Annotated in this window: 17 protein-coding genes and 1 pseudogene; 12 read left to right on the top strand and 6 right to left on the bottom strand. The window is 61.5% G+C overall.

The genetic code is table 11. From position 1 onward, the window contains the following. Positions 1-6: 6 nt before the first annotated feature. Positions 7-1,434 carry a PLP-dependent aminotransferase family protein gene (locus CAF63_RS14655; protein WP_085685877.1) on the bottom strand — a complete coding sequence of 476 codons (1,428 nt, stop codon included), beginning with the start codon at positions 1,432-1,434 and terminating at the stop codon, positions 7-9. Positions 1,435-1,613: 179 nt separating this feature from the next. On the opposite strand from CAF63_RS14655, the gene CAF63_RS14650 reads away from it, so the two are divergent. Continuing rightward, positions 1,614-1,859 carry a DUF1127 domain-containing protein gene (locus CAF63_RS14650; RefSeq protein ID WP_085685875.1) on the top strand — a complete coding sequence of 82 codons (246 nt, stop codon included), beginning with the start codon at positions 1,614-1,616 and terminating at the stop codon, positions 1,857-1,859. Positions 1,860-1,988: 129 nt separating this feature from the next. Here CAF63_RS14650 and CAF63_RS14645 read toward each other — a convergent pair whose 3' ends face one another. Further along, positions 1,989-3,299, bottom strand: a complete 1,311-nt coding sequence (locus tag CAF63_RS14645) for an FAD-binding oxidoreductase (RefSeq protein ID WP_085685873.1) — start codon at positions 3,297-3,299, stop codon at positions 1,989-1,991. 145 nt (positions 3,300-3,444) lie between these two features. On the opposite strand from CAF63_RS14645, the gene CAF63_RS14640 reads away from it, so the two are divergent. Next, complete coding sequence (locus tag CAF63_RS14640; protein WP_085685871.1) at positions 3,445-3,798, top strand: YkgJ family cysteine cluster protein; 354 nt, start codon at positions 3,445-3,447, stop codon at positions 3,796-3,798. Between the two features lie 103 nt (positions 3,799-3,901). Here the strand turns inward: CAF63_RS14640 and CAF63_RS14635 are convergent, their stop codons facing one another. Then, positions 3,902-4,390 (bottom strand): Lrp/AsnC ligand binding domain-containing protein, encoded by a 489-nt coding sequence (locus CAF63_RS14635; RefSeq protein ID WP_003177284.1) that lies wholly within the window; start codon positions 4,388-4,390, stop codon positions 3,902-3,904. 155 nt (positions 4,391-4,545) lie between these two features. Here CAF63_RS14635 and dadA point away from each other — a divergent pair, with 155 nt between their 5' ends. The 6 genes from dadA to CAF63_RS14605 all read left to right on the top strand — a co-directional run bounded on the left by dadA (position 4,546) and on the right by CAF63_RS14605 (position 10,638). After that, on the top strand, positions 4,546-5,850 hold the full coding sequence (gene dadA / locus CAF63_RS14630; RefSeq protein WP_085685869.1) for a D-amino acid dehydrogenase: 1,305 nt from the start codon (positions 4,546-4,548) through the stop codon (positions 5,848-5,850). Then, positions 5,822-6,175, top strand: coding sequence for a RidA family protein (locus CAF63_RS14625; protein WP_039765240.1), 354 nt, complete (start codon positions 5,822-5,824; stop codon positions 6,173-6,175). The genes dadA and CAF63_RS14625 overlap by 29 nt, the downstream gene beginning before the upstream one ends. Before the next feature lie 95 nt (positions 6,176-6,270). After that, positions 6,271-7,344: an alanine racemase gene (alr, locus tag CAF63_RS14620; protein ID WP_085685867.1), complete on the top strand. Its 1,074-nt coding sequence runs from the start codon at positions 6,271-6,273 to the stop codon at positions 7,342-7,344. A gap of 88 nt (positions 7,345-7,432) precedes the next feature. Next, complete coding sequence (locus CAF63_RS14615; protein WP_007920393.1) at positions 7,433-7,981, top strand: cupin domain-containing protein; 549 nt, start codon at positions 7,433-7,435, stop codon at positions 7,979-7,981. A gap of 181 nt (positions 7,982-8,162) precedes the next feature. Beyond that, the gene (locus tag CAF63_RS14610; RefSeq protein WP_085685864.1) at positions 8,163-8,579 is read left to right on the top strand and encodes a cytochrome c5 family protein; all 417 of its coding nucleotides are present in this window, start codon (positions 8,163-8,165) and stop codon (positions 8,577-8,579) included. 136 nt (positions 8,580-8,715) lie between these two features. Next, complete coding sequence (locus CAF63_RS14605) at positions 8,716-10,638, top strand: acetyl-CoA hydrolase/transferase C-terminal domain-containing protein (protein WP_085685862.1); 1,923 nt, start codon at positions 8,716-8,718, stop codon at positions 10,636-10,638. A gap of 160 nt (positions 10,639-10,798) precedes the next feature. Here CAF63_RS14605 and CAF63_RS14600 read toward each other — a convergent pair whose 3' ends face one another. Beyond that, positions 10,799-11,371: a xanthine phosphoribosyltransferase gene (locus tag CAF63_RS14600; protein WP_075946495.1), complete on the bottom strand. Its 573-nt coding sequence runs from the start codon at positions 11,369-11,371 to the stop codon at positions 10,799-10,801. Between the two features lie 56 nt (positions 11,372-11,427). Beyond that, positions 11,428-13,437, bottom strand: coding sequence for a DNA helicase Rep (gene rep, locus CAF63_RS14595; RefSeq protein WP_039765244.1), 2,010 nt, complete (start codon positions 13,435-13,437; stop codon positions 11,428-11,430). A 264-nt stretch (positions 13,438-13,701) separates the two neighbouring features. Between rep and CAF63_RS14590 the strand changes: the two genes are divergently transcribed. Beyond that, entirely contained in the window at positions 13,702-15,372 is a 1,671-nt protein-coding gene (locus CAF63_RS14590) for a bifunctional diguanylate cyclase/phosphodiesterase (RefSeq protein ID WP_085685860.1), read from the top strand. A gap of 108 nt (positions 15,373-15,480) precedes the next feature. Here the strand turns inward: CAF63_RS14590 and CAF63_RS14585 are convergent, their stop codons facing one another. Beyond that, positions 15,481-16,875, bottom strand: coding sequence for a NorM family multidrug efflux MATE transporter (locus CAF63_RS14585; protein ID WP_085685858.1), 1,395 nt, complete (start codon positions 16,873-16,875; stop codon positions 15,481-15,483). A gap of 158 nt (positions 16,876-17,033) precedes the next feature. On the opposite strand from CAF63_RS14585, the gene CAF63_RS14580 reads away from it, so the two are divergent. The 3 genes and pseudogenes from CAF63_RS14580 (at position 17,034) to CAF63_RS29275 (ending at position 20,115) form a co-directional block, all read left to right on the top strand. Continuing rightward, positions 17,034-17,954, top strand: a complete 921-nt coding sequence (locus CAF63_RS14580) for a LysR substrate-binding domain-containing protein (RefSeq protein ID WP_085685856.1) — start codon at positions 17,034-17,036, stop codon at positions 17,952-17,954. Between the two features lie 184 nt (positions 17,955-18,138). After that, positions 18,139-19,260 (top strand): annotated as a pseudogene (locus tag CAF63_RS29280) (Cache 3/Cache 2 fusion domain-containing protein); the annotation flags it as partial. Further along, positions 19,255-20,115, top strand: coding sequence for a methyl-accepting chemotaxis protein (locus CAF63_RS29275; RefSeq protein ID WP_371807408.1), 861 nt, complete (start codon positions 19,255-19,257; stop codon positions 20,113-20,115). The pseudogene CAF63_RS29280 and the gene CAF63_RS29275, both read left to right, overlap by 6 nt. Positions 20,116-20,243 lie beyond the last annotated feature (128 nt).

Below are 20,243 nucleotides of genomic sequence, written 5' to 3'. Positions count from 1 at the left end.
TCCGTGTCAGAGGTTGTCACTCTCGGCCAACAGCTTGATCGCGGTCGCGCCGACCTTGCGCACCGCTTCTTCGATCAGCGCTGTGGGTTTGGCTGCGTAGTTCATGCGCAGGCAATTGCGGTACTTGCCCGAGGCGGAAAAGATGCTGCCGACGGCAATCTGTACGCCCTGATCGTGCAACGCACGATTCAGTTTCAAGGTGTCGAAACCTTCCGGCAGTTCGACCCAGAGCATGAAACTGCCTTGCGGACGGCTGGCGCGGGTGCCGGCCGGGAAGTAACGCGTCACCCAGTCGATCATCACGTCGCGATTGCGCTGGTACTGCGTGCGCATCCGCCGCAAATGCGGTTCGAAGTGCCCGGCTTTGAGAAATTCGGCGATGGCGATCTGCGGCTGTGGTGCTGTAGAGCCAGTGCTGATGTATTTCATGTGCAGCACGCGTTCGAGATAGCGACCGGGCGCGACCCAGCCGATGCGCAGCCCAGGCGCGAGGGTCTTGGAGAACGAGCTGCACAGCAACACACGGCCATCTTCGTCAAAAGACTTGATCGTGCGTGGGCGCGGATAGGTGTAAGCCAGTTCGCCGTACACATCGTCCTCGATGATCGCCACGTCGAAGCGCTGGGCCAGGGTGAGCAGGGCGCGCTTGCGCGACTCCGGCATGATGTAGCCGAGCGGATTGTTGCAGTTGGGCGTGAGCTGGATGACCTTGATCGGCCATTGCTCCAGCGCCAGTTCCAGCGCTTCGAGGCTGATGCCAGTGAGCGGGTCGGTGGGAATTTCCAGGGCTTTCATGCCCAGGCCTTTGAGGGTCTGCATGGCGCCGTGGAAGCTTGGCGAATCCACCGCGACGATGTCGCCGGGCTCGCAGATCGCGTGGATGCTGGTGGACAGCGCTTCATGGCAACCGGTGGTGACCACCAGATCGCTGGCGCTCAACTGGCAACCGGAATCGAGCATAAGCCGGGCGATCTGTTCGCGCAGTTCGAGGGTGCCGTGAATGTTGTCGTAATACAGACCGGGCATGTCCTGACGGCGGCTGATACGGGCCAGCCCGCGCAGCAGCGGTTTCATCGTCGGTGACGAGATATCCGGCATGCCGCGACCGAGCTGCACCACGTCCTTGCGCGGCACGGCGCGAATCAGTTCCAGCACCTGATCCCACTGGGAAATTTCCACCGGCCGCTGCGCGGGACGCCCGACTGCCGGCAGCTCCGGTAACTCCCGGCCCACTGGCACGAAGTACCCTGACTTGGGTTTCGGCGTCGCCAGGCCGCTGTCTTCCAGCATCCGATAGGCCTGCTGCACCGTGCTCAGGCTGACCCCGTGCTCTACGCTCAAGGCGCGTACCGACGGCAGGCGATCACCAGGACGGTAGAAGCCTTGTTCGATGCGGGTGCCGAGCAGTTCGGCGAGATTCACATAGAGCGTCATGGCACTGCCTCGATGCAGATGATTCGTTAAACCAGTACAGATGCGGCGTAAATCGACAATTCAGTCGCAGAGACAACAAATCTGTATGGAAATAATACAGATGTGTTGAATCTGTAATGCTTTTGCTCGCCCGCGCATCATGGAATCTCTGGCTACCCAAGTAAACAGGAGCAATGAAAATGAACGGCTTGAGCGATGTGCGGCTGACGTTACACAGTCAGGAACTGGAGGCAGGGCAACAGGACAACGCGCGCAATGAGATCCTGCGCAACGCACCGTCCGGCCTGAGTCGCTGGGGTCTGTTCTGGCATCGTCTGCACACGCGCAAGGCGTTGCTGCGCCTGACGCCGGATCAGCTCAAGGACATCGGGCTGACCCGCGAGCAGGCGCTGGAGGAGGGGTTGAAGCCGTTCTGGCGGATCTGAGGTCTGCGGTGATCTTTAGATTCGCGAGCAAGCTCGCTCCCACATTCGACCGTGTCTGGCAGGCAGATCGCGGTCAACTGTGGGAGCGAGCTTGCTCGCGAAGTCGTCTTCAGAGACGCTGAAAGTCCATCAGACCAGTTCTTTAAGGCGATGCCACAACATCCCCAACGCCAACAGCGGCGAGCGCAGATGCTTGCCGCCGGGGAAGGTGATGTGTGGCACTTTGGCGAACAGGTCGAAGCCGCCGCTGTGCTGGCCGCTGATGGCCTCGGCCAGCAGCTTGCCCGCCAGGTGCGTGGCATTCACCCCGTGACCGGAATAGGCCTGGGCGTAATACACGTTCGGTTGCTCTGCGAGCCGGCCAATCTGTGGCAGACGGTTGGCACCGATGCCGATCATCCCGCCCCACTGATAATCGATCTTCGCTGAAGCGAGTTGCGGAAACACTTCGAGCATCTTCGGCCGCATGTACGCGCCGATGTCCTTCGGATCGCGCCCCGAATAATGGCAGGCGCCGCCGAACAGCAGACGACGATCCGCCGAGAGCCGGTAGTAATCCAGCGCCACGCGCTGGTCGCAGACGGCCATGTTCTGTGGCAGCAGGGAGTGGGCCTGTTCTTCGCTTAGCGGTTCGGTGGCGATGATGTAGCTGCCGGCCGGCAGCACCTTGCCGCTGAGTTGCGGATTCAGATTGTTGAGGTAGGCATTGCAGCCCAGCACCAGGGTTTTCGCCCGCACCGAGCCTTGCGCGGTGTGCACCCGAACTTTGGGGCCGTAGTCGATGTGGGTGACCGCCGATTGCTCGAACAGCTTCACCCCGAGTTGCTGCGCTGCTGCGGCTTCGCCGAGTGCCAGGTTCAACGGGTGCAGGTGCCCGGAACCCATGTCGATCAAACCGCCGACGTAGCGGTTGGAGCCGACTACGGTGTGCATCTCGTTCGCTTGCAGCAGGCGGGTTTCGTAGCGGTAACCGAGGCCGCGCAGCTCTTCGGCGTCTTCGGCAAAACCTTCCAGGTCGGAGGGTTTGTTGGCGAGGTCGCAGTAACCCCAGGTCAGGTCGCAGGGGATCTGAAATTTCTCGACGCGCCGGCGGACGATTTCCACCGCTTCCAGGCCCATGAGTTTCATCTGGCGCACGCCGTCGGCACCGATCACGTTGGCGAACTGGTCGAGGCCATGACCGACCCCGCGAATCAGCTGTCCGCCGTTGCGACCGCTGGCGCCCCAGCCGATCCGGTTCGCTTCCAGCAACACCACGTTCAGGCCGCGCTCCGCCAGTTCCAATGCAGTGTTCAGCCCGGAGAAACCGCCACCGACCACGCACACGTCAGCAATCAGTTCGCCTTGCAGCACCGGTTGGTCGGGTTGCGGCAGGCTGCTGGCGACGTAATAAGAGGCAACGTGGGGTTGGCTCGCGGTGGCTTGGGCGCGGGCATTCATGGGCGTCATCCTGAGCGGGTGTCGAGAAAATTTGACGGAGCATAAGCCGCAGGCCCGAGGCCGGGCAACATTGGTCGGCCCGTGGTGTCTGGATCACGGCTTTTGCGGCACAATTGCCGCCTATTTCGCTCCGGTTACCGCTGCAATGAGCTGCAACAGTCAGAAAATCCGCACCTTGCGTCAGCAGATTCCCACGTTCGAATGCGTTCCGGGCTGTCATGACTGCTGTGGGCCGGTGACCACCTCGCCCGAGGAAATGGCCCGACTGCCGCGCAAGACCCGTGCGGAGCAGGACGCGGCCATGGAAGAACTCAACTGTGTGCACCTGGGACCGAATGGCTGCACGGTGTATGACGAGCGGCCGCTGATCTGCCGTTTGTTCGGCACCACCCAGACCTTGCCGTGCCCCAACGGCCGGCGACCGGTGGAGCTGATTCACCCACGTGTCGAGAAACAGGTGTTCGAGTACATGGCCGAAAACCGGCAGGTGCTGGTCTGACTCTGATCATTCCCACGCTCTGCGTGGGAATGCAGCCCGGGACGCTCCGCGTCCCTTCCAAAGCCGAACGCGGAGCGTGGGAACGAGGTACTGGTCTGAGCGATCAATCCGGAATCGGCAGGCTCAGGCTCTCTTTCACTTCTTCCATCACGATGTAGCTCTTGGATTCGCGCACGTGCGGCAGCTTGAGCAGGATGTCGCCCAGCAGCTTGCGGTACGAGGCCATCTCGGAAATCCGCGCCTTCACCAGATAGTCGAAATCCCCTGACACCAGATGGCATTCCAATACGTGGGGCAGTTTCAGCACCGCACGTCGGAACTCTTCGAAAGTATCGCCGGATTTGTAGTCGAGGCTGATCTCGACGAACACCAGCAGACTACCCTTCAAGTGCTGCGGATTCAGGCGGGCGTTGTAGCCCATGATGATCCCCTCGCGCTCCAGGCGCCGCACCCGCTCGGTACACGGCGTGGTGGAGAGCCCGACCTTCTCGCCCAGTTCGGTGAATGAAATCCGCCCGTCCGCCTGCAGGATCCGCAAGATGTTGCGGTCGATCTTGTCCAGCTCACGTTTGGTCTGAGTGTTGGTACGCATAGGGGATGCGCCTCCGTGAAAAGGGTTTTTGCCGAGAATTGTCGCCAAATATAGGCGCTTATACAGTGAAAAGCACTGGCAAATCTTTTTTACACTGCGCGCATCATTGCTCTGACAACACACATGCGCGGCACGCCGCGATGAGGGATACAAAAATGCGCGTTATGGTCTTGGGTAGCGGCGTCATCGGTACCGCCAGTGCTTACTATCTGGCCCGTGCCGGGTTTGAAGTGGTGGTGGTCGACCGGCAGCCCGCCGCGGCCATGGAGACCAGTTTCGCCAACGCCGGCCAGGTCTCGCCGGGCTACGCCTCGCCGTGGGCTGCGCCGGGCGTTCCCCTCAAGGCCATCAAGTGGCTGCTGCAACGCCACGCGCCGCTGGCGATCAAGGCCACCGCCGACATTGACCAGTACCTGTGGATGGCGCAGATGCTGCGCAACTGCACCGCCAACCGTTACGCGGTGAACAAGGAGCGCATGGTGCGTCTGTCCGAGTACAGCCGCGACTGCCTCGACGAATTGCGCGCCGAAACCGGCATCGCCTACGAAGGCCGCAGCCTCGGTACGACTCAGTTGTTCCGCACCCAGGCGCAACTGGATAACGCTGCCAAGGACATCGCCGTATTGAAAGAGTCCGGCGTGCCGTTCGAAGTCCTCGACCGCGCCGGCATTGCCCGCGTCGAACCGGCGCTGGCCGGTGTCACCGACATCCTCGCCGGTGCCCTGCGCCTGCCAAACGACCAGACCGGCGACTGCCAGATCTTCACCACCCGTCTCGCCGAAATGGCCACCAAACTGGGTGTGGAATTCCGCTTCGGTCAGGACATCCAGCGCCTCGACTTCGCCGGTGACCGCATCAACGGCGTGTGGATCGACGGCAAGCTGGAAACCGCCGACCGCTACGTGCTGGCCCTCGGCAGTTACTCGCCGCAACTGCTCAAACCGCTGGGCATCAAGGCCCCGGTGTATCCGTTGAAGGGCTACTCGCTGACCGTGCCGATTACCAATCCGGACATGGCCCCGACGTCGACCATTCTCGACGAGACCTACAAGGTCGCGATCACCCGTTTCGACAACCGCATCCGCGTCGGCGGCATGGCGGAGATCGCCGGTTTTGACCTGTCGCTGAACCCACGCCGGCGCGAAACCCTGGAGATGATCGTCAACGACCTTTATCCTCGGGGCGGCAATCTGGCCGAAGCGAGTTTCTGGACCGGCCTGCGCCCAACCACCCCGGATGGCACACCGATCGTCGGTGCCACCCCGTTCAAGAACCTGTTCCTGAACACCGGTCACGGCACCCTCGGCTGGACCATGGCGTGCGGCTCCGGTCGCTTGCTGGCCGACCTGATGGCGAAGAAAAAACCTCAGATCAGCGCCGAAGGCCTCGATATTTCCCGTTATGGCAACACCACCCAGGAGTCCGCAAAGCATGGCAATCCAGCGCCAGCTCACCAATGAGCGCATGAGTCAGATCGTCAGCCACAACGGTACGGTGTATCTGTCCGGGCAGGTCGGCGATGACTTCAACGCCGGTGTCGAACAGCAGACCCGCGACGTACTCGCCAACATCGAGCGTCTGCTGGACCTGGCCGGCACCGACAAACAGCATCTGCTGTCGGCGACGATCTACCTGAACGACATCGAGGCGCACTTTGCCGGCATGAATTCGGTGTGGGATCAGTGGCTGCCCAAGGGCGCCGCCCCGGCCCGTGCCACGGTTGAAGCGAAGATGGCCAAACCGAGCATCCTGGTCGAGATCTCCATCGTCGCCGCGTTGCCGTAACCCGCTGTAAAGATCCCTCTCCCGGTGCTGTTGGCGGTTCACGCCGTCAGCCAGCGCCGGTTTTTATTTCCATGACCGCCAAGAAGTCTGCTGCCATGCGTCCTGCCCGTGCCCTGATCGACCTTCAAGCCCTGCGTCACAACTACCGTATCGCCCGTGAAGTTACCGGTGCCAAGGCACTGGCGGTGATCAAGGCCGATGCCTATGGCCATGGCGCAGTGCGTTGTGCCCAGGCGCTGGAGGCTGAAGCGGACGGCTTCGCGGTGGCGTGCATCGAAGAAGCGCTGGAGCTGCGTGCCGCCGGGATTCGCGCGCCGGTGCTGTTGCTCGAAGGTTTTTTCGAGGCGGACGAGCTGGCGCTGATCGTCGAGCACGATTTTTGGTGCGTGGTGCATTCGCTGTGGCAGCTCGAAGCCATCGAGCAGGCGGCATTGAGCAAACCGATCACCGTGTGGCTGAAGCTCGATTCGGGCATGCACCGTGTCGGCCTGCATCCGAAGGATTACGCGGCGGCTTACCAGCGTTTGCTGGCCAGCGGCAAGGTGGCGAAAGTCGTGCTGATGAGCCACTTCGCCCGGGCCGATGAACTGCACGAGCAGAGCAGTGCCGAGCAGGTCGCGGTATTCGAAACTGCACGTCAGGGCCTGGCGGCTGAAGTCAGCCTGCGCAACTCGCCCGCGGTGCTGGGCTGGCCGCAGATTCACAGCGACTGGGTGCGCCCGGGCATCATGCTCTACGGCGCCACCCCGTTCGAAGAAGCCAACGCCGTGGCCGAGCGCCTGCAACCGGTGATGACACTGGAATCGAAAGTCATCAGCGTGCGCGAACTGCCGGCGGGCGAACCGGTGGGCTACGGTGCGAAATTCATCACCGACAAACCGATGCGCATCGGCGTGGTTGCCATGGGTTACGCCGACGGTTATCCGCGTCAGGCGCCGACCGGCACCCCGGTGCTGGTTGCCAGCCAGCGCAGCCGCATTCTTGGCCGGGTGTCGATGGACATGCTGTGCATCGACCTGACTGACGTGCCGCAAGCCGGCCTCGGTTCGACTGTCGAGCTGTGGGGCAAAAACATCCTCGCCAGCGACGTGGCGAAGTGGGCGGACACCATTCCGTACCAGATCTTCTGCAACCTGCGTCGGGTGCCAAGGCTCTATTCCGAGGGTTGAAGCGCAAGCGGGGCCCAAGTGTTGTAAATACTGAACGCTGTCGCCATGATAACGCTCAATATCTCTACAGCATCAGGAGGCTCTCGCCTTGGACGTCGGTGAACGACTGCAATCGATCCGCAAGCTCAAAGGGCTTTCCCAGCGTGAACTCGCCAAGCGCGCGGGGGTCACCAACAGCACCATTTCGATGATCGAAAAGAACAGCGTCAGCCCCTCGATCAGTTCGCTGAGGAAAGTTCTGGGCGGGATTCCCATGTCCATGGTCGAGTTCTTTTCCGAAGAGATCCTGCAGGAAGTTCCGACCCAGATCGTCTACAAGGCCAACGAGCTGATCGACATTTCCGACGGCGCCGTGACCATGAAACTGGTCGGCCGCGCGCACCCGAGCCGGGCCATCGCGTTCCTCAATGAAATCTACCCGCCGGGCGCCGATACTGGCGAAGAAATGCTCACCCACGAAGGTGAGGAAACCGGCATTCTGGTGGAAGGGCGCCTGGAGCTGGTGGTAGGTCTTGAAACTTTTATCCTCGAAGCCGGCGACAGCTACTACTTTGAAAGTACCAAGCCGCATCGTTTCCGTAATCCGTTCGATGCGCCGGCGCGACTAATCAGCGCAGCCACGCCGGCGAATTTTTAAACAAAGAGGCGCCAGGCCACACGGCGAAGGCACCCGAACCGTTGTTCCACAGCGCGATATAACCCCTTCGACTTTGGGGTTGTTTCAGTGAAGCGGGCTAACCGCTATACTTGCGCCCGCCTGCGAACCGTGGCCGCAGGCGTGAATAGCCACCATTGAGGGTGAACGCGTGAACCTAATTATGAAAATGCTGGCTGCACCAGCAACCGTACTGGCCCTCTGGGCTGTCAGCGCTCAAGCTGCGACGAATGACGACATTGCCAAACGCCTTGAGCCAGTCGGCCAGGTGTGTGTTCAGGGGCAAGAGTGCAAAGGGATGGAAGTCGCTGCTTCGGCAGGCGGCGGTGGCGGCGCCAAGACGCCGGACGAAGTGATTGCCAAACATTGCAACGCTTGCCATGGCACCGGCCTGTTGGGCGCACCGAAAATCGGTGACGCCGCAGCCTGGAAAGAACGCGCCGATCACCAGGGCGGCCTTGACGGCATCCTGGCCAAGGCCATCACCGGCATCAATTCCATGCCGCCAAAAGGCACCTGCGCCGATTGCTCCGATGAAGAGCTGAAGGGCGCCATCCAGAAGATGTCCGGCCTGAAATAAGCCGCGCTTCTGACGAAAAAAACCGTCTCCGGACGGTTTTTTTGTGCCCGCGATTCAGGCCTCAGGCTGTTCTTTGCAGCAAACAACCGGCAATCTCGGTCGTACCTCTATTCACGGAACGGGCAGGAGGCTTCAGATGGTGCAGTTGTGTTCGATCGAACAGGCAGTGGACGACGTGCTGGCGCGGTTGCCGGCGCATATCCACATGGGCCTGCCGCTGGGGCTGGGCAAACCCAATCCCTTCGTCAACGCGCTGTACCGGCGGGTTGCCGGATTGCCCGAGCGGCAACTGACGATCTACACCGCCCTGTGCCTCGGTCGCCCGGCGTTGGGCGATGGTTTGCAGAAGCGCTTCATCGAACCCTTCGTCGAGCGGGTGTTTGGCGATTACCCGGAACTCGAATTCCTCGCAGCCCTGCACCGCGACAGCCTGCCGTCAAACATCCGAATCGAGCAATTTTTCATGCAGCCCGGCAGCCTGCTCAACAGCGCGCCGGCCCAACAGGATTACGTCAGCAGCAATTACAGCCACGCCGCCCGCGACATCAATGCCGCCGGCCTGAACCTGGTGGCGCAGTTGCTCGCCAGCAGCAGCGAACACCCGGATCGCCTGAGTCTGAGTTGCAACCCGGACATCACTCTCGACCTGTTCCCGATGATCGCCAAACGTCGGGCAGCGGGAGAGACCATTCTGCTGGTCGGCCAGGTGCACACCGAGTTGCCGTACATGCCGGGCGATGCCGAAGTCGATATCGATACCTTCGACCTGCTGATCGATGAGAAAGACAGCAGCACGCTGTTTTCCACGCCGAACATGCCCGTGGGATTTCAGGATCACTTTATCGGTTTGCACGCCAGTACGTTGGTGCGCGATGGCGGCACCCTGCAGATCGGCATCGGTTCGATGGGCGATGCGCTGACCGCTGCGTTGCTGGCGCGTCAGGCCGACAACGCCGGATATCAGGACTTGCTGGCCGATGTGAACCTCAGCCAATGGGCACAGTTGATCGAACGCGAGGGCGGCACCGAGCCGTTCGCCAAAGGGCTTTACGGGTGCAGCGAAATGTTCGTCAACGGCCTGCTGGTGCTGGCCGAAGCCGGGATCATCCGGCGCAAGGTCTACCCGGATGTGCAGACCCAGCAGCAGGCCAACGCCGGCAATCTCGACGAGGCGGCGCAAACCGACGGCCTGTCGATCCACGGCGGTTTCTTCCTCGGGCCGCGCAGTTTCTATGAGCGCTTGCGCGAGTTGCCGCTGAGCAAACGCCTTGAATTCAACATGACCCGTATCAGCTACATCAACGAGCTGTATGGTCAGGAAGAGCTCAAGCGCCTGCAGCGTCTGGATGCGCGGTTCATCAACACCGTATTTACCATGACCCTGCTCGGGGCGGGCGTGGCGGATCAACTGGAAGACGGGCGGGTACTCAGCGGCGTCGGCGGGCAGTACAACTTCGTTGCTCAGGGCCATGCGCTGCACGATGCGCGGTCGATCCTGTTGCTGCGCAGCTGGCGCGAATCCGGTGGCGATGTCAGCTCGAACATCGTCTGGGAGTACGGCCACTGCACGATTCCACGGCACCTGCGGGACATTGTGGTCACGGAGTACGGCATCGCCGATTTGCGCGGCAAGTCGGATGCGGTGGTGATCGAGGCGCTGCTCAATATCAGCGACTCGCGCTTCCAGCAGGGCCTGATCGAACAGGCGCAGAAGGTCGGCAAACTGCCGAAGGATTTCCGTCTCGATCCGCGCTTTACCGACAACACCCCGCAACGCTTGCAGGGGATTGCCGCGCGGCATCCGAACCTGTTTCCGGAGTATCCGCTGGGCTGCGATTTCACTGAGGTCGAGAAGGATCTGTTGCGGGCGCTGAACTGGCTGAAGAGCAAGTTCAAACTGACGGAGATTCTGGAGCTGGGCAAGGCAGCGCTGGATGCGCCTGAGGCTTCGTTGTATCCGGAGCATTTGGCGCGCATGCAGCTGACCCACCCGGAAGGCCTGAAGGAAGACCTCTTTCAGCGGTTGTTGCTTACGGGCCTGAAGGCCACCGCGCAGTAACAGCCACACAAAACACTGTGGGAGCGAGCTTGGTCCGGGCGGCGTTCCGACGATGGCGGCCTGACAGCCAACTCGATGTTGAATGTAATGGCCTCATCGTCGGAACGCCGCCCGGACCAAGCTCGCTCCCACAAGTATTGCGGCGCAGTTGAGTCAGTGATCAGTCGATGAAGGTCACGACGCCGCCCGCCAGCGACTTCACGCGAGCCAGCGACTCGACGCGGTAGCCTTGCGAATCCAGCTCCGCACGGCCGCCCTGGAACGACTTCTCGATCACGATGCCCAGACCCGCGACGGTGGCGCCGGCCTGTTTGATGATCGAAATCAGCGCCTGGGACGCCTTACCGTTGGCCAGGAAGTCGTCGATGATCAGCACGCGGTCGCTGCTGGTCAGGTGGCGCGGGGAGATGGCCACGGTGCTTTCGGTCTTCTTGGTGAACGAGTAAACGGTCGCCGACAGCAGGTTTTCAGTCAGGGTCAGGGACTGTTGCTTGCGGGCGAAGATCACCGGCACGCCGAGGTTCAGACCGGTCATGATCGCCGGGGCGATGCCCGACGCTTCGATGGTGACGATCTTGGTGATGCCCGAATCCTTGAACAGCGTGGCGAATTCGTCGCCGATCAGCTTCATCAGGGCCGGGTCGATCTGGTGGTTCAGGAAGGCATCGACCTTCAGGACCTGGTCGGAAAGCACAATGCCTTGTTCGCGGATTTTTTGATGCAGGGCTTCCATGAAGCTGTCCTCAATTGGCGCCCTTGGCGCCGAAGGTCTAGTAAAAGTGGTCAATTCTAGCGCTTTAACATCGCGCGTATATCAGCCAATGCGCTGTTGCCCCGCACGGCTTTGACTTCGGTCGGTGTGTCGTCGTTGCCTTCCCAGGCCAGGTCGTCCGGCGGCAGCTCATCGAGGAAGCGGCTTGGCGCACAGTCGATGATCTCGCCGTACTGTTTGCGCTTGGCGGCGAAGGTAAATGCCAGGGTCTGGCGCGCGCGGGTGATGCCCACGTAGGCCAGGCGACGTTCTTCTTCGATGGTGTCGGCTTCGATGCTGGAACGGTGCGGGAGGATTTCCTCTTCCATGCCCATGATGAACACGTAAGGGAATTCCAGACCCTTGGACGCATGCAGGGTCATCATCTGCACGCCTTCGGCGCCGTCCTCTTCTTCCTGCTGACGTTCCAGCATGTCACGCAGGACGAGTTTGCCGATGGCGTCCTCGACGGTCATTTCGCCGTCTTCGTCTTTTTCCAGGGTGTTCTTCAAGGCCTCGATCAGGAACCAGACGTTGCTCATCCGGTAGTCCGCAGCCTTGTCGCTGGAACTGTTGGTGCGCAGCCAGTTCTCGTAGTCGATGTCCATGACCATGCTGCGCAGGGCGGAGATCGGGTCTTCGCCGGCGCACTGCTCGCGCACCTTGTCCATGAAGCGCTTGAAGCGCGAAAGGCGATCGGTGAAGCGGCTGTCCAGATGCTCGCCCAGGCCGAGTTCGTCGGTGGCGGCGTACATCGAGATCTTGCGTTCGGTGGCGTAGTTGCCGAGTTTTTCCAAGGTCGTCGAGCCGATCTCGCGGCGCGGAACGTTGATTACGCGCAGGAAGGCGTTGTCGTCGTCCGGGTTCACGATCAGGCGGAAGTACGCCATCAGGTCTTTCACTTCCTGGCGGCCGAAGAAGCTGTTGCCGCCGCTCAGACGGTACGGCACCTGATGGTGCTGCAGTTTCAGCTCGATCAGCTTGGCCTGGTAGTTGCCGCGATAGAGGATCGCGAAATCGCTGTACGGGCGGTCAGTGCGCAAGTGCAGGCTGAGAATTTCCATCGCCACGCGCTCGGCTTCGGCGTCCTCGTTGCGGCAGCGGATCACGCGGATCTCGTCGCCGTGGCCCATCTCACTCCACAGCTGCTTTTCGAATTCGTGCGGGTTGTTCGAGATCAGCACGTTGGCGCAACGCAGGATGCGGCTGGTGGAGCGGTAGTTCTGCTCCAGCATCACCACTTTCAGGGACGGATAGTCGTCCTTGAGCAGCATCAGGTTTTCCGGCCGCGCGCCGCGCCAGGCGTAGATAGACTGGTCGTCGTCGCCCACCACGGTGAACTGGTTACGCTTGCCGATGAGCATTTTCACCAGCAAATACTGGCTGGCGTTGGTGTCCTGGTATTCGTCGACCAGCAGGTAACGCACCTTGTTCTGCCACTTTTCGAGGATGTCGGCGTGCTCTTCGAAGAGTTTCACCGGCAGCAGGATCAGGTCGTCGAAGTCCACCGCGTTGAACGCCTTGAGCGTGCGCTGGTAGTGGGTGTAGACGATGGCGGCGGTCTGTTCCTTGGGGTTGCGGGCGTTTTCCAGGGCCTGGGCCGGCAGGATCAGGTCGTTTTTCCAGGCGCCGATCATGTTTTTGATCTCGTCGACGCCGTCGTCGCCTGCGTATTCCTTCTGCATGATGTCAGTCATCAACGACTTGACGTCGGTTTCGTCGAAGATCGAGAAACCGGGTTTGTAGCCCAGCCGTTCATGTTCCTTGCGGATGATGTTCAGGCCCAGGTTGTGGAAGGTGCAGACCGTCAGGCCGCGACCTTCGCCGGGGCGCAGCAGGGTGCCGACCCGTTCCTTCATCTCGCGCGCAGCCTTGTTGGTGAAGGTCATGGCGACGATGTACTGGGCGCGGATGCCGCAGTTCTGGATCAAGTGCGCAATCTTGCGCGTGATCACGCTGGTCTTGCCGGAGCCAGCACCGGCGAGCACCAATAGAGGGCCGCCGACGTAGTTCACGGCTTCTTGCTGCCGGGGATTGAGTCGGGACATACGAAAATTCGGGAGTCGTTGACGAAATGGGCCGGCATTTTAACAGGCTCAGCGATTTGTGCTGCTCTCTCCGACTTGTGACGCACCACGCGATTCAAATTTGCCGGTTTTGTTACTTTCACGCAGGATGCGCGGTGATTTTGCGGCTAATGTTCTCATTCGTGACACAAAATAACGTTTTGATAACCGTTGTCGTTTGGTCATTGGTAGCCGCAACGGCATAATGCCCGCCGCCCACATCATTGCAGAGTCTAGGGAGTCAGCTTGACTACGCCTGTCGAACCCTTGCGTTTGCTGCTACTGGCCGAAGAGCCAGCGTGGACAGCGTTATTGCGCGAGTGCCTGGCTCCGTTGGGGAGTGCGGCAGTGCTGATCAATGCGCCGAACTGGGATTCGGTCAGCCGCCTGTTCGAAGACAACCGCAATGCGGTGTTGCTGACCATTCCTGCGTTGCAACCGGCACCCGGCCGTTGCAGCCTGCCGACGGTATTGCTTTTGGAACACGAGCCTGCGACCGCCCCCGATGGCGTCAGCGACTGGCTGGTGTTCGATGCCCTCGATGCCGGCATGCTCCGGCGTTGCCTGCGGCATGTGCGCGAACGCGGTGTGTTGGAGAACACTCTGCAACGCCTGGCCGAGCAGGATCCGCTGACTGGCATCGCCAACCGTCAGGGCTTCCAGACCCTGCTGACGGCGCGTCTGGCCGAAAACGACGGCCGCGGCCTGGCCCTCGGGCACCTCGATCTCGACAACTTCCGCCACGCCAACGACGCCCTTGGCCACCAGGCCGGCGATCGCCTGATCCTGCAAGTCGTCGCACGGCTGAAAAGCCAGCTGGAAGTCGGCGATCAACTGGCGCGCCTCGGCAGCGATGAATTCGCCTTGCTGATCGATACCCGCCGCGCCCCGCAACGGGCCGAGTGGATGGCCGAACGCATCACCGAAGCCTTGGCCGAACCTTACTGGGTCGATGGCGAAAGCCTGTTGATCGGCTCCAGCCTCGGCATCGCCCATGCCCGCGCCCAGGGCGGCGCCGATCCGTTGATGTGGCACGCGCACATCGCCATGCAGCAGGCCAAGAGCACTCAGGGCTGCACCTTTCACATCTTCAACGAGCGGATCAACCGCAACGCGCGGAGCATGGCAGACCTCGAAAGTGAGCTGCGCCGGGCCTTGCGTCGCGATGAGCTGGAGTTGCACTACCAGCCGCGCCTGAACCTGCAGGATGGCCAGATCGTCGGCCTCGAAGCGCTGGTGCGCTGGCGTCACAGTGAGCGCGGCTTGCTTGCACCGAGCGAATTTGTGCCGCTGGCCGAGCAGAGCGGCTTGATTGTGCCGCTGGGTTATTGGGTCATTTCCCGGGCCCTGCGTGACATGCAGGCGTTGCGCGAGCGCGGTCTGCCAGCGCTGCACATGGCGATCAACCTGTCATTCCGCCAGTTCCAGGATAGTCAGTTGCTGCCGACGCTCAGCCGTCTGATCGCCGAGCGCGGGGTCGAGGCGCAATGGCTGGAGTTCGAACTCACCGAAACCGCCGTGATGCGCCGCAGCGATCTGGTCAAGCAGACCATGGACGCCCTCGGTCGCCTCGGCGTGCGTTTTTCGCTGGATGATTTCGGCACCGGATTCTCATCGTTCGTGCACCTCAACAGCCTGCCGATCACCTTGCTGAAGATCGACAAGAGTTTCGTCGGCGGCATGGAGCAACGCGAAGAGAATCGCAAACTGGTGCACGCGATGATCAACCTTGCGCACAACCTGCATCTGGAAGTGGTTGCCGAAGGGGTGGAAACCCGGGAGCAATTGGATCTGCTGCGAGGGTTCGGCTGCGATCAGGTGCAGGGTTACCTGATCAGCAAGCCGTTGCCGTTGGCGGAGCTGGTTGATTACCTGGTGGCAGATGCCAGCCAGCCTCCGCTGGGCATTGTGGTTTAGCCTCAAATCCTTGTGGGAGCGAGCTTGCTCGCGATGGCGGAGTATCAGTCGATACTATGATTCACTGACACACCCTCATCTCGAGCAAGCTCGCTCCCACAGGGAAATTCACTCGGCTTGAGCGATCTTGAAGCCCTGAGCTTGCGGCTCGAGCCGAATCATCCGCTTCATCTTCCATTCGAACGCCAGCGTCAGGCTCACCGCCGCACAGGCCAGGCCCAGTGCCAGACCCCACCAGACCCCGGTTGGGCCCCAGTGCAGATGGAACGCCATCAGCCACGCCGCCGGCGCGCCGATCAGCCAGTAGCAACCGAGCCCGACCAGAAACGTGGTCTTGGCATCCTTGAGTCCACGGATGCAGCCCATGGCAATCGTCTGCGTGCCGTCGAACAGCTCGAACCACGCTGCCACGGCGAGCAGGCTCACGGCCAGGCGAATTACCTCAGCAAACGCCGGGTCGTTATGGTCGAGGAACAAACCGACCAGCTGATTCGGCAGCAACCAGAACACCATCGCAAACCCCAGCATCACCACGGCACCGAAGACGATGCCTACCCGCCCGGACATCCGCGCATCGCTCAATTGCCCGGCGCCGTAATGCTGGCCGACGCGCATGGTGATCGCATATGACATCCCCGCCGGCACCATGAATGCCACCGAGACGATTTGCAGGGCGATCTGATGCGCGGCCAATTGCGTGCTGCCCATGGTGCCCATGCACAGCGCTGCGAAGGCGAACAGTCCGACCTCCACCGCATAGGTGCCGCCGATCGGCAGGCCCAGGCGCCAGAGTTCTTTCAGGTACTGCCGGTTCGGCCGCGACAGGCCTTCACGCAGCGGGTAGGCGTTATAGGCCGGATGTCGGCGGATGTGCCAGGCCAGCGCCAGTGCCATGCAGTTGGCAACAATCGCCGTGACCAGACCGATACCGGTCAGCCCCAGTTTCGGCAGGCCGAACATGCCGGTGATCAGTGCGTAATTGAGCAGGAAGTTGACCACCGTGCCGGCGAGGCTGATGACCATCACCGGTGTTGCCCGGCCGATGGCGCTGGTGAAACCGCGCAGGGCCATGAAGCTCAGGTAGCCGGGCAGGGCGAAGGGCAGGGCGATCAGGAACTGCCCGGCGGCGTTGACGTTGGTCTCGGTCTGGCCGAACAGCAACAGCACCGGTTTCAGATTCCACAACAGCAACCCGGCACCGAGTGCCATCAGCCACGCCAGCCATAGCCCGGCCTGAGTCAGGCGGGCGGCGCCGATGATGTCGCCGGCGCCCTGACGAATCGCCACCAGGGTGCCGACCGCCGCGATTACGCCGATGCAAAAAATCGACACGAACGAATAGCTGGCTGCGCCCAGACCACCTCCGGCCAGCGCTTCGGGACTGAGGCGCGCCATCATCAGGGTGTCGGTCAGCACCATCAGCATGTGCGCCAACTGCGAAGCAATCAACGGCCCCGCCAGCCGCAGGATGGCCCAGAGTTCGGTACGCACAGGACGCTGCATGGTGTTCACATCCATATAAAAGAGGGAGCAAGAGACCGTCGATTCTCAGGGTTTGGCGCAGGTTGCACAAAGGGATAAAAAGGATGGGTGGCATGATTAAAACTCATCCTTCCGCGATTCTGCTAAGTTGGCGCAATCCCGCCATTGGAGCGTTGTACATGTCCCGTCGTCTTCCACCCTTGTATGCCCTGCGCGCATTCGAAGCGGCGGCTCGTCACAGTTCGTTCACGCGGGCCGCCGAAGAGTTGTCGATCACGCAAAGTGCGGTGAGCCGGCACATCCGCACGCTCGAAGAGCATTTCGCCTGTCGCTTGTTCCATCGCAGCGGTCGCAATCTGCAACTGACCGAGTCGGCGCGCCTGCTGCTGCCGGGTATCCGCGAGGGATTCGCCGCCCTGGAGCGAGCCTGCAATACCTTGCGCGCCGAGGATGACATCCTGCGCATGAAAGCTCCGTCGACCCTGACCATGCGCTGGTTGCTGGCGCGGCTCAGTCGCTTCCGCCATCTGCAGCCGGGCAACGAGGTACAACTGACCAGCGCCTGGATGGACGTGGATTCAGTGGACTTTAACAACGAGCCCTTCGATTGCGCGGTGTTGCTCAGTGACGGGCATTTCCCGCCGGACTGGGAAGCCAGCCTGCTGTTTCCAGAGGAACTGATTCCGGTCGGCGCGCCGAATCTGCTCAACGACCAGCCCTGGGACGTGGCACGGCTGGCCAGCGCCGAATTGCTGCACCCGACGCCGGATCGCCGGGACTGGCGCAGTTGGCTGGAACACATGGGGTTGTCGGATCAGGTGTCACTCAAGGGCGGGCAGGTGTTCGATACCCTGGAACTCGGGATGATTGCGGCGGCCCGGGGCTATGGGGTTTCCATGGGGGATTTGCTGATGGTGGCCGAGGATGTCGCGCAAGGACGCCTGAGTCTGCCGTGGCCGACGGCGGTCGCCAGCGGACTGAATTATTACCTGGTGTGGCCAAAAACCCGTCCGGGAGGTGAACGTTTGCGCCGCCTGAGCGACTTCCTGCAAGGCGAAGTCCGCGCCATGACGCTGCCGGCGGTCACACGCTTGAGCTGAAACGTTCGAGCCTGCACAATGCCGGCCTTTCGCCATAACCCTGCTATTCGCTCAAGTATTCGGTTTTACCGCCGAATACGTGCATGTGGAACCGTCGTGCCGGTATCCACGATTCACCCCCACTATTAGAAAAATTTCCGAGTCAGGATCAAGGAGGATCCCGTGGCTCGGCCAGGAGCTGTCCATGTCTCAACCTCGCGCTCGGATCGCCTCGCAGCTGGGCCTCGCGCTCGCCGTGATACTGGCGATTGTCATCAGCGGCAGTACGGTGTTCGCCCTGCGTTCGCTGGACACCGCCAACCTCGCCACTCGTGAAGAACACCTGGCCAGCGAGGCACGCCTGCTCGCCGATCAGTTGAGCACTTTCCACGGCACGCTGCGTGAAAGCACCCAGCGCCTGAGCGGATTGTTCGAGAAGCGCTTCAGCGCCGGCCTGAGCATTCATCCGGGCGAGCCGGTCAACGTCGCTGGCACCCAGACCCCGGGCCTGCATCTGGGCAGCGAAGTGCTGAACAACAACTTCAAGGAAGTCGACGAGTTCAAGCAGATGACGGCGGGTGTCGCCACGCTGTTCGTGCGCAGCGGCGAAGACTTCGTGCGGGTCAGCACCTCGCTGACCAAGCAGGATGGCAGTCGCGCCATCGGCACCTTGCTCGATCACGCTCACCCGGCCTACGCGAAGTTGATGGCGGGGCAGGGTTATGTTGGCCGCGCCTTGCTGTTCGATCGCTCCTACATGACTCAATACACCCCGGTGCGTGACAGCAGCGGCAAGGTGATTGCTGTGTTGTTCGTCGGCTTCGATTACACCGACGCGCAGAACGCCCAGTTCGACAACCTCAAGCGCTTCCGCATCGGCCAGACCGGCTCGCTGGCACTGCTGGACGAAAAGAACCAATGGCTGGTGGCGCCGGCTGGCGTGCAGGCGCTGGATCAAGCGGTTCCTGTGATCAATGATCTGGCGAAAACGCCGGGTAAAGGTCGGTTCTGGAGCGACAAGTCCGAAGACTTCTACAGCATTGCCGTGCCGTTCGAAGGCGGCCCGTGGTCGGTGGTGGCGAGCATGCCGAAGGCCGAGATTCGTGCGGTGACCTGGAGCGTGGGTACCCAACTGGCCATCGGCAGTCTGCTGGCGATGTTGCTGGCGGTCGGCTCCGTGGTCTGGTTGCTGCGCAGCAAACTGGCGCCTTTGGGTGATCTGGTTCGTCAGGCCGAAGCCTTGGGTGCCGGTGATCTGAGCGTGCGTCTGAGCGTGTCGAGCAACGACGAGATTGGTCAGTTGGCTCGCGCCTTCAACCAGATGAGCCAGGCCCTGTCGACCATGGTCGAGCACATCCGCCGCGCCTCCGAAGAGGTCAACCGTCGGGCTCAGGCGCTGTCCGGTCTGTCCGGTGGCGCGTATGAAGGCATGGAGCAGCAGTCTGGCGAAATCACCAGCATGGCCGGCGCCGTTGAAGAGTTCTCCGCCACGTCGCTGAACATTGCCGACAACATGAGCAACACCCAGCGTCTGGCCCAGGAAAACGCTCAGCAGACCCAGATCGGTCGTACGTCGATGGAAGAAGCGTCTTCCTCGCTGGAGCAGATTGCCGGTGCACTGAACACCACGGCGACCGTAATCAACACGCTGGGTCAGCGCTCCCAGGAAATCGGCGGCATCGTCAGCGTGATCACCTCGATTGCCGAACAGACCAACCTGCTGGCACTCAACGCCGCCATCGAAGCGGCCCGTGCCGGTGAGCAAGGTCGCGGCTTTGCTGTGGTGGCCGACGAGGTGCGCAGCCTGGCCTCGCGTACCCGTCAGGCGACGGATGAAATTTCCAGCATGATTCACAGCATTCAGCAGGAGACCGGCAACGCCATCAGCAACATGGAGCAGGGCAACCTGCTGATGCAGGAAGGCCTGTCGCGCAATGCCAACGTCGCTTCGGCGCTGGCGCGGATCGATGAGCAGAGCCGTTCGGCGGGTCAGCAGTTCGCCGCAATCACCACGGCGACCCAGGAACAGAGCAGCACCGCGACATTGTTGAGCAGCAATCTGCAAAGCATCGCGATGGCCAACAGCGAGCAGCGCGAAGTGGTGTCGAACCTGGCAATTACTGCGAAGGAGCTGGAAGGTCTGGCAGCCGACCTCCGTCAGGAAGTCGACCGCTTCCGTTGAGGTTTCTTTGACATAGCTATCGCGAGCAGGCTCGCTTGTATGCTGGTACTTGAAGGGAGGAGGAGGGACAAGGCTCGATTCTGACTGTTGGCGCAGTACAGATCCGTGGGAGATTTCGCCCCTCCTCC

It is taken from the genome of Pseudomonas sp. B20(2017) (assembly GCF_002113125.1).
GTDB lineage: Bacteria > Pseudomonadota > Gammaproteobacteria > Pseudomonadales > Pseudomonadaceae > Aquipseudomonas.
This window is presented reverse-complemented; position numbering and strand designations above follow the sequence as displayed.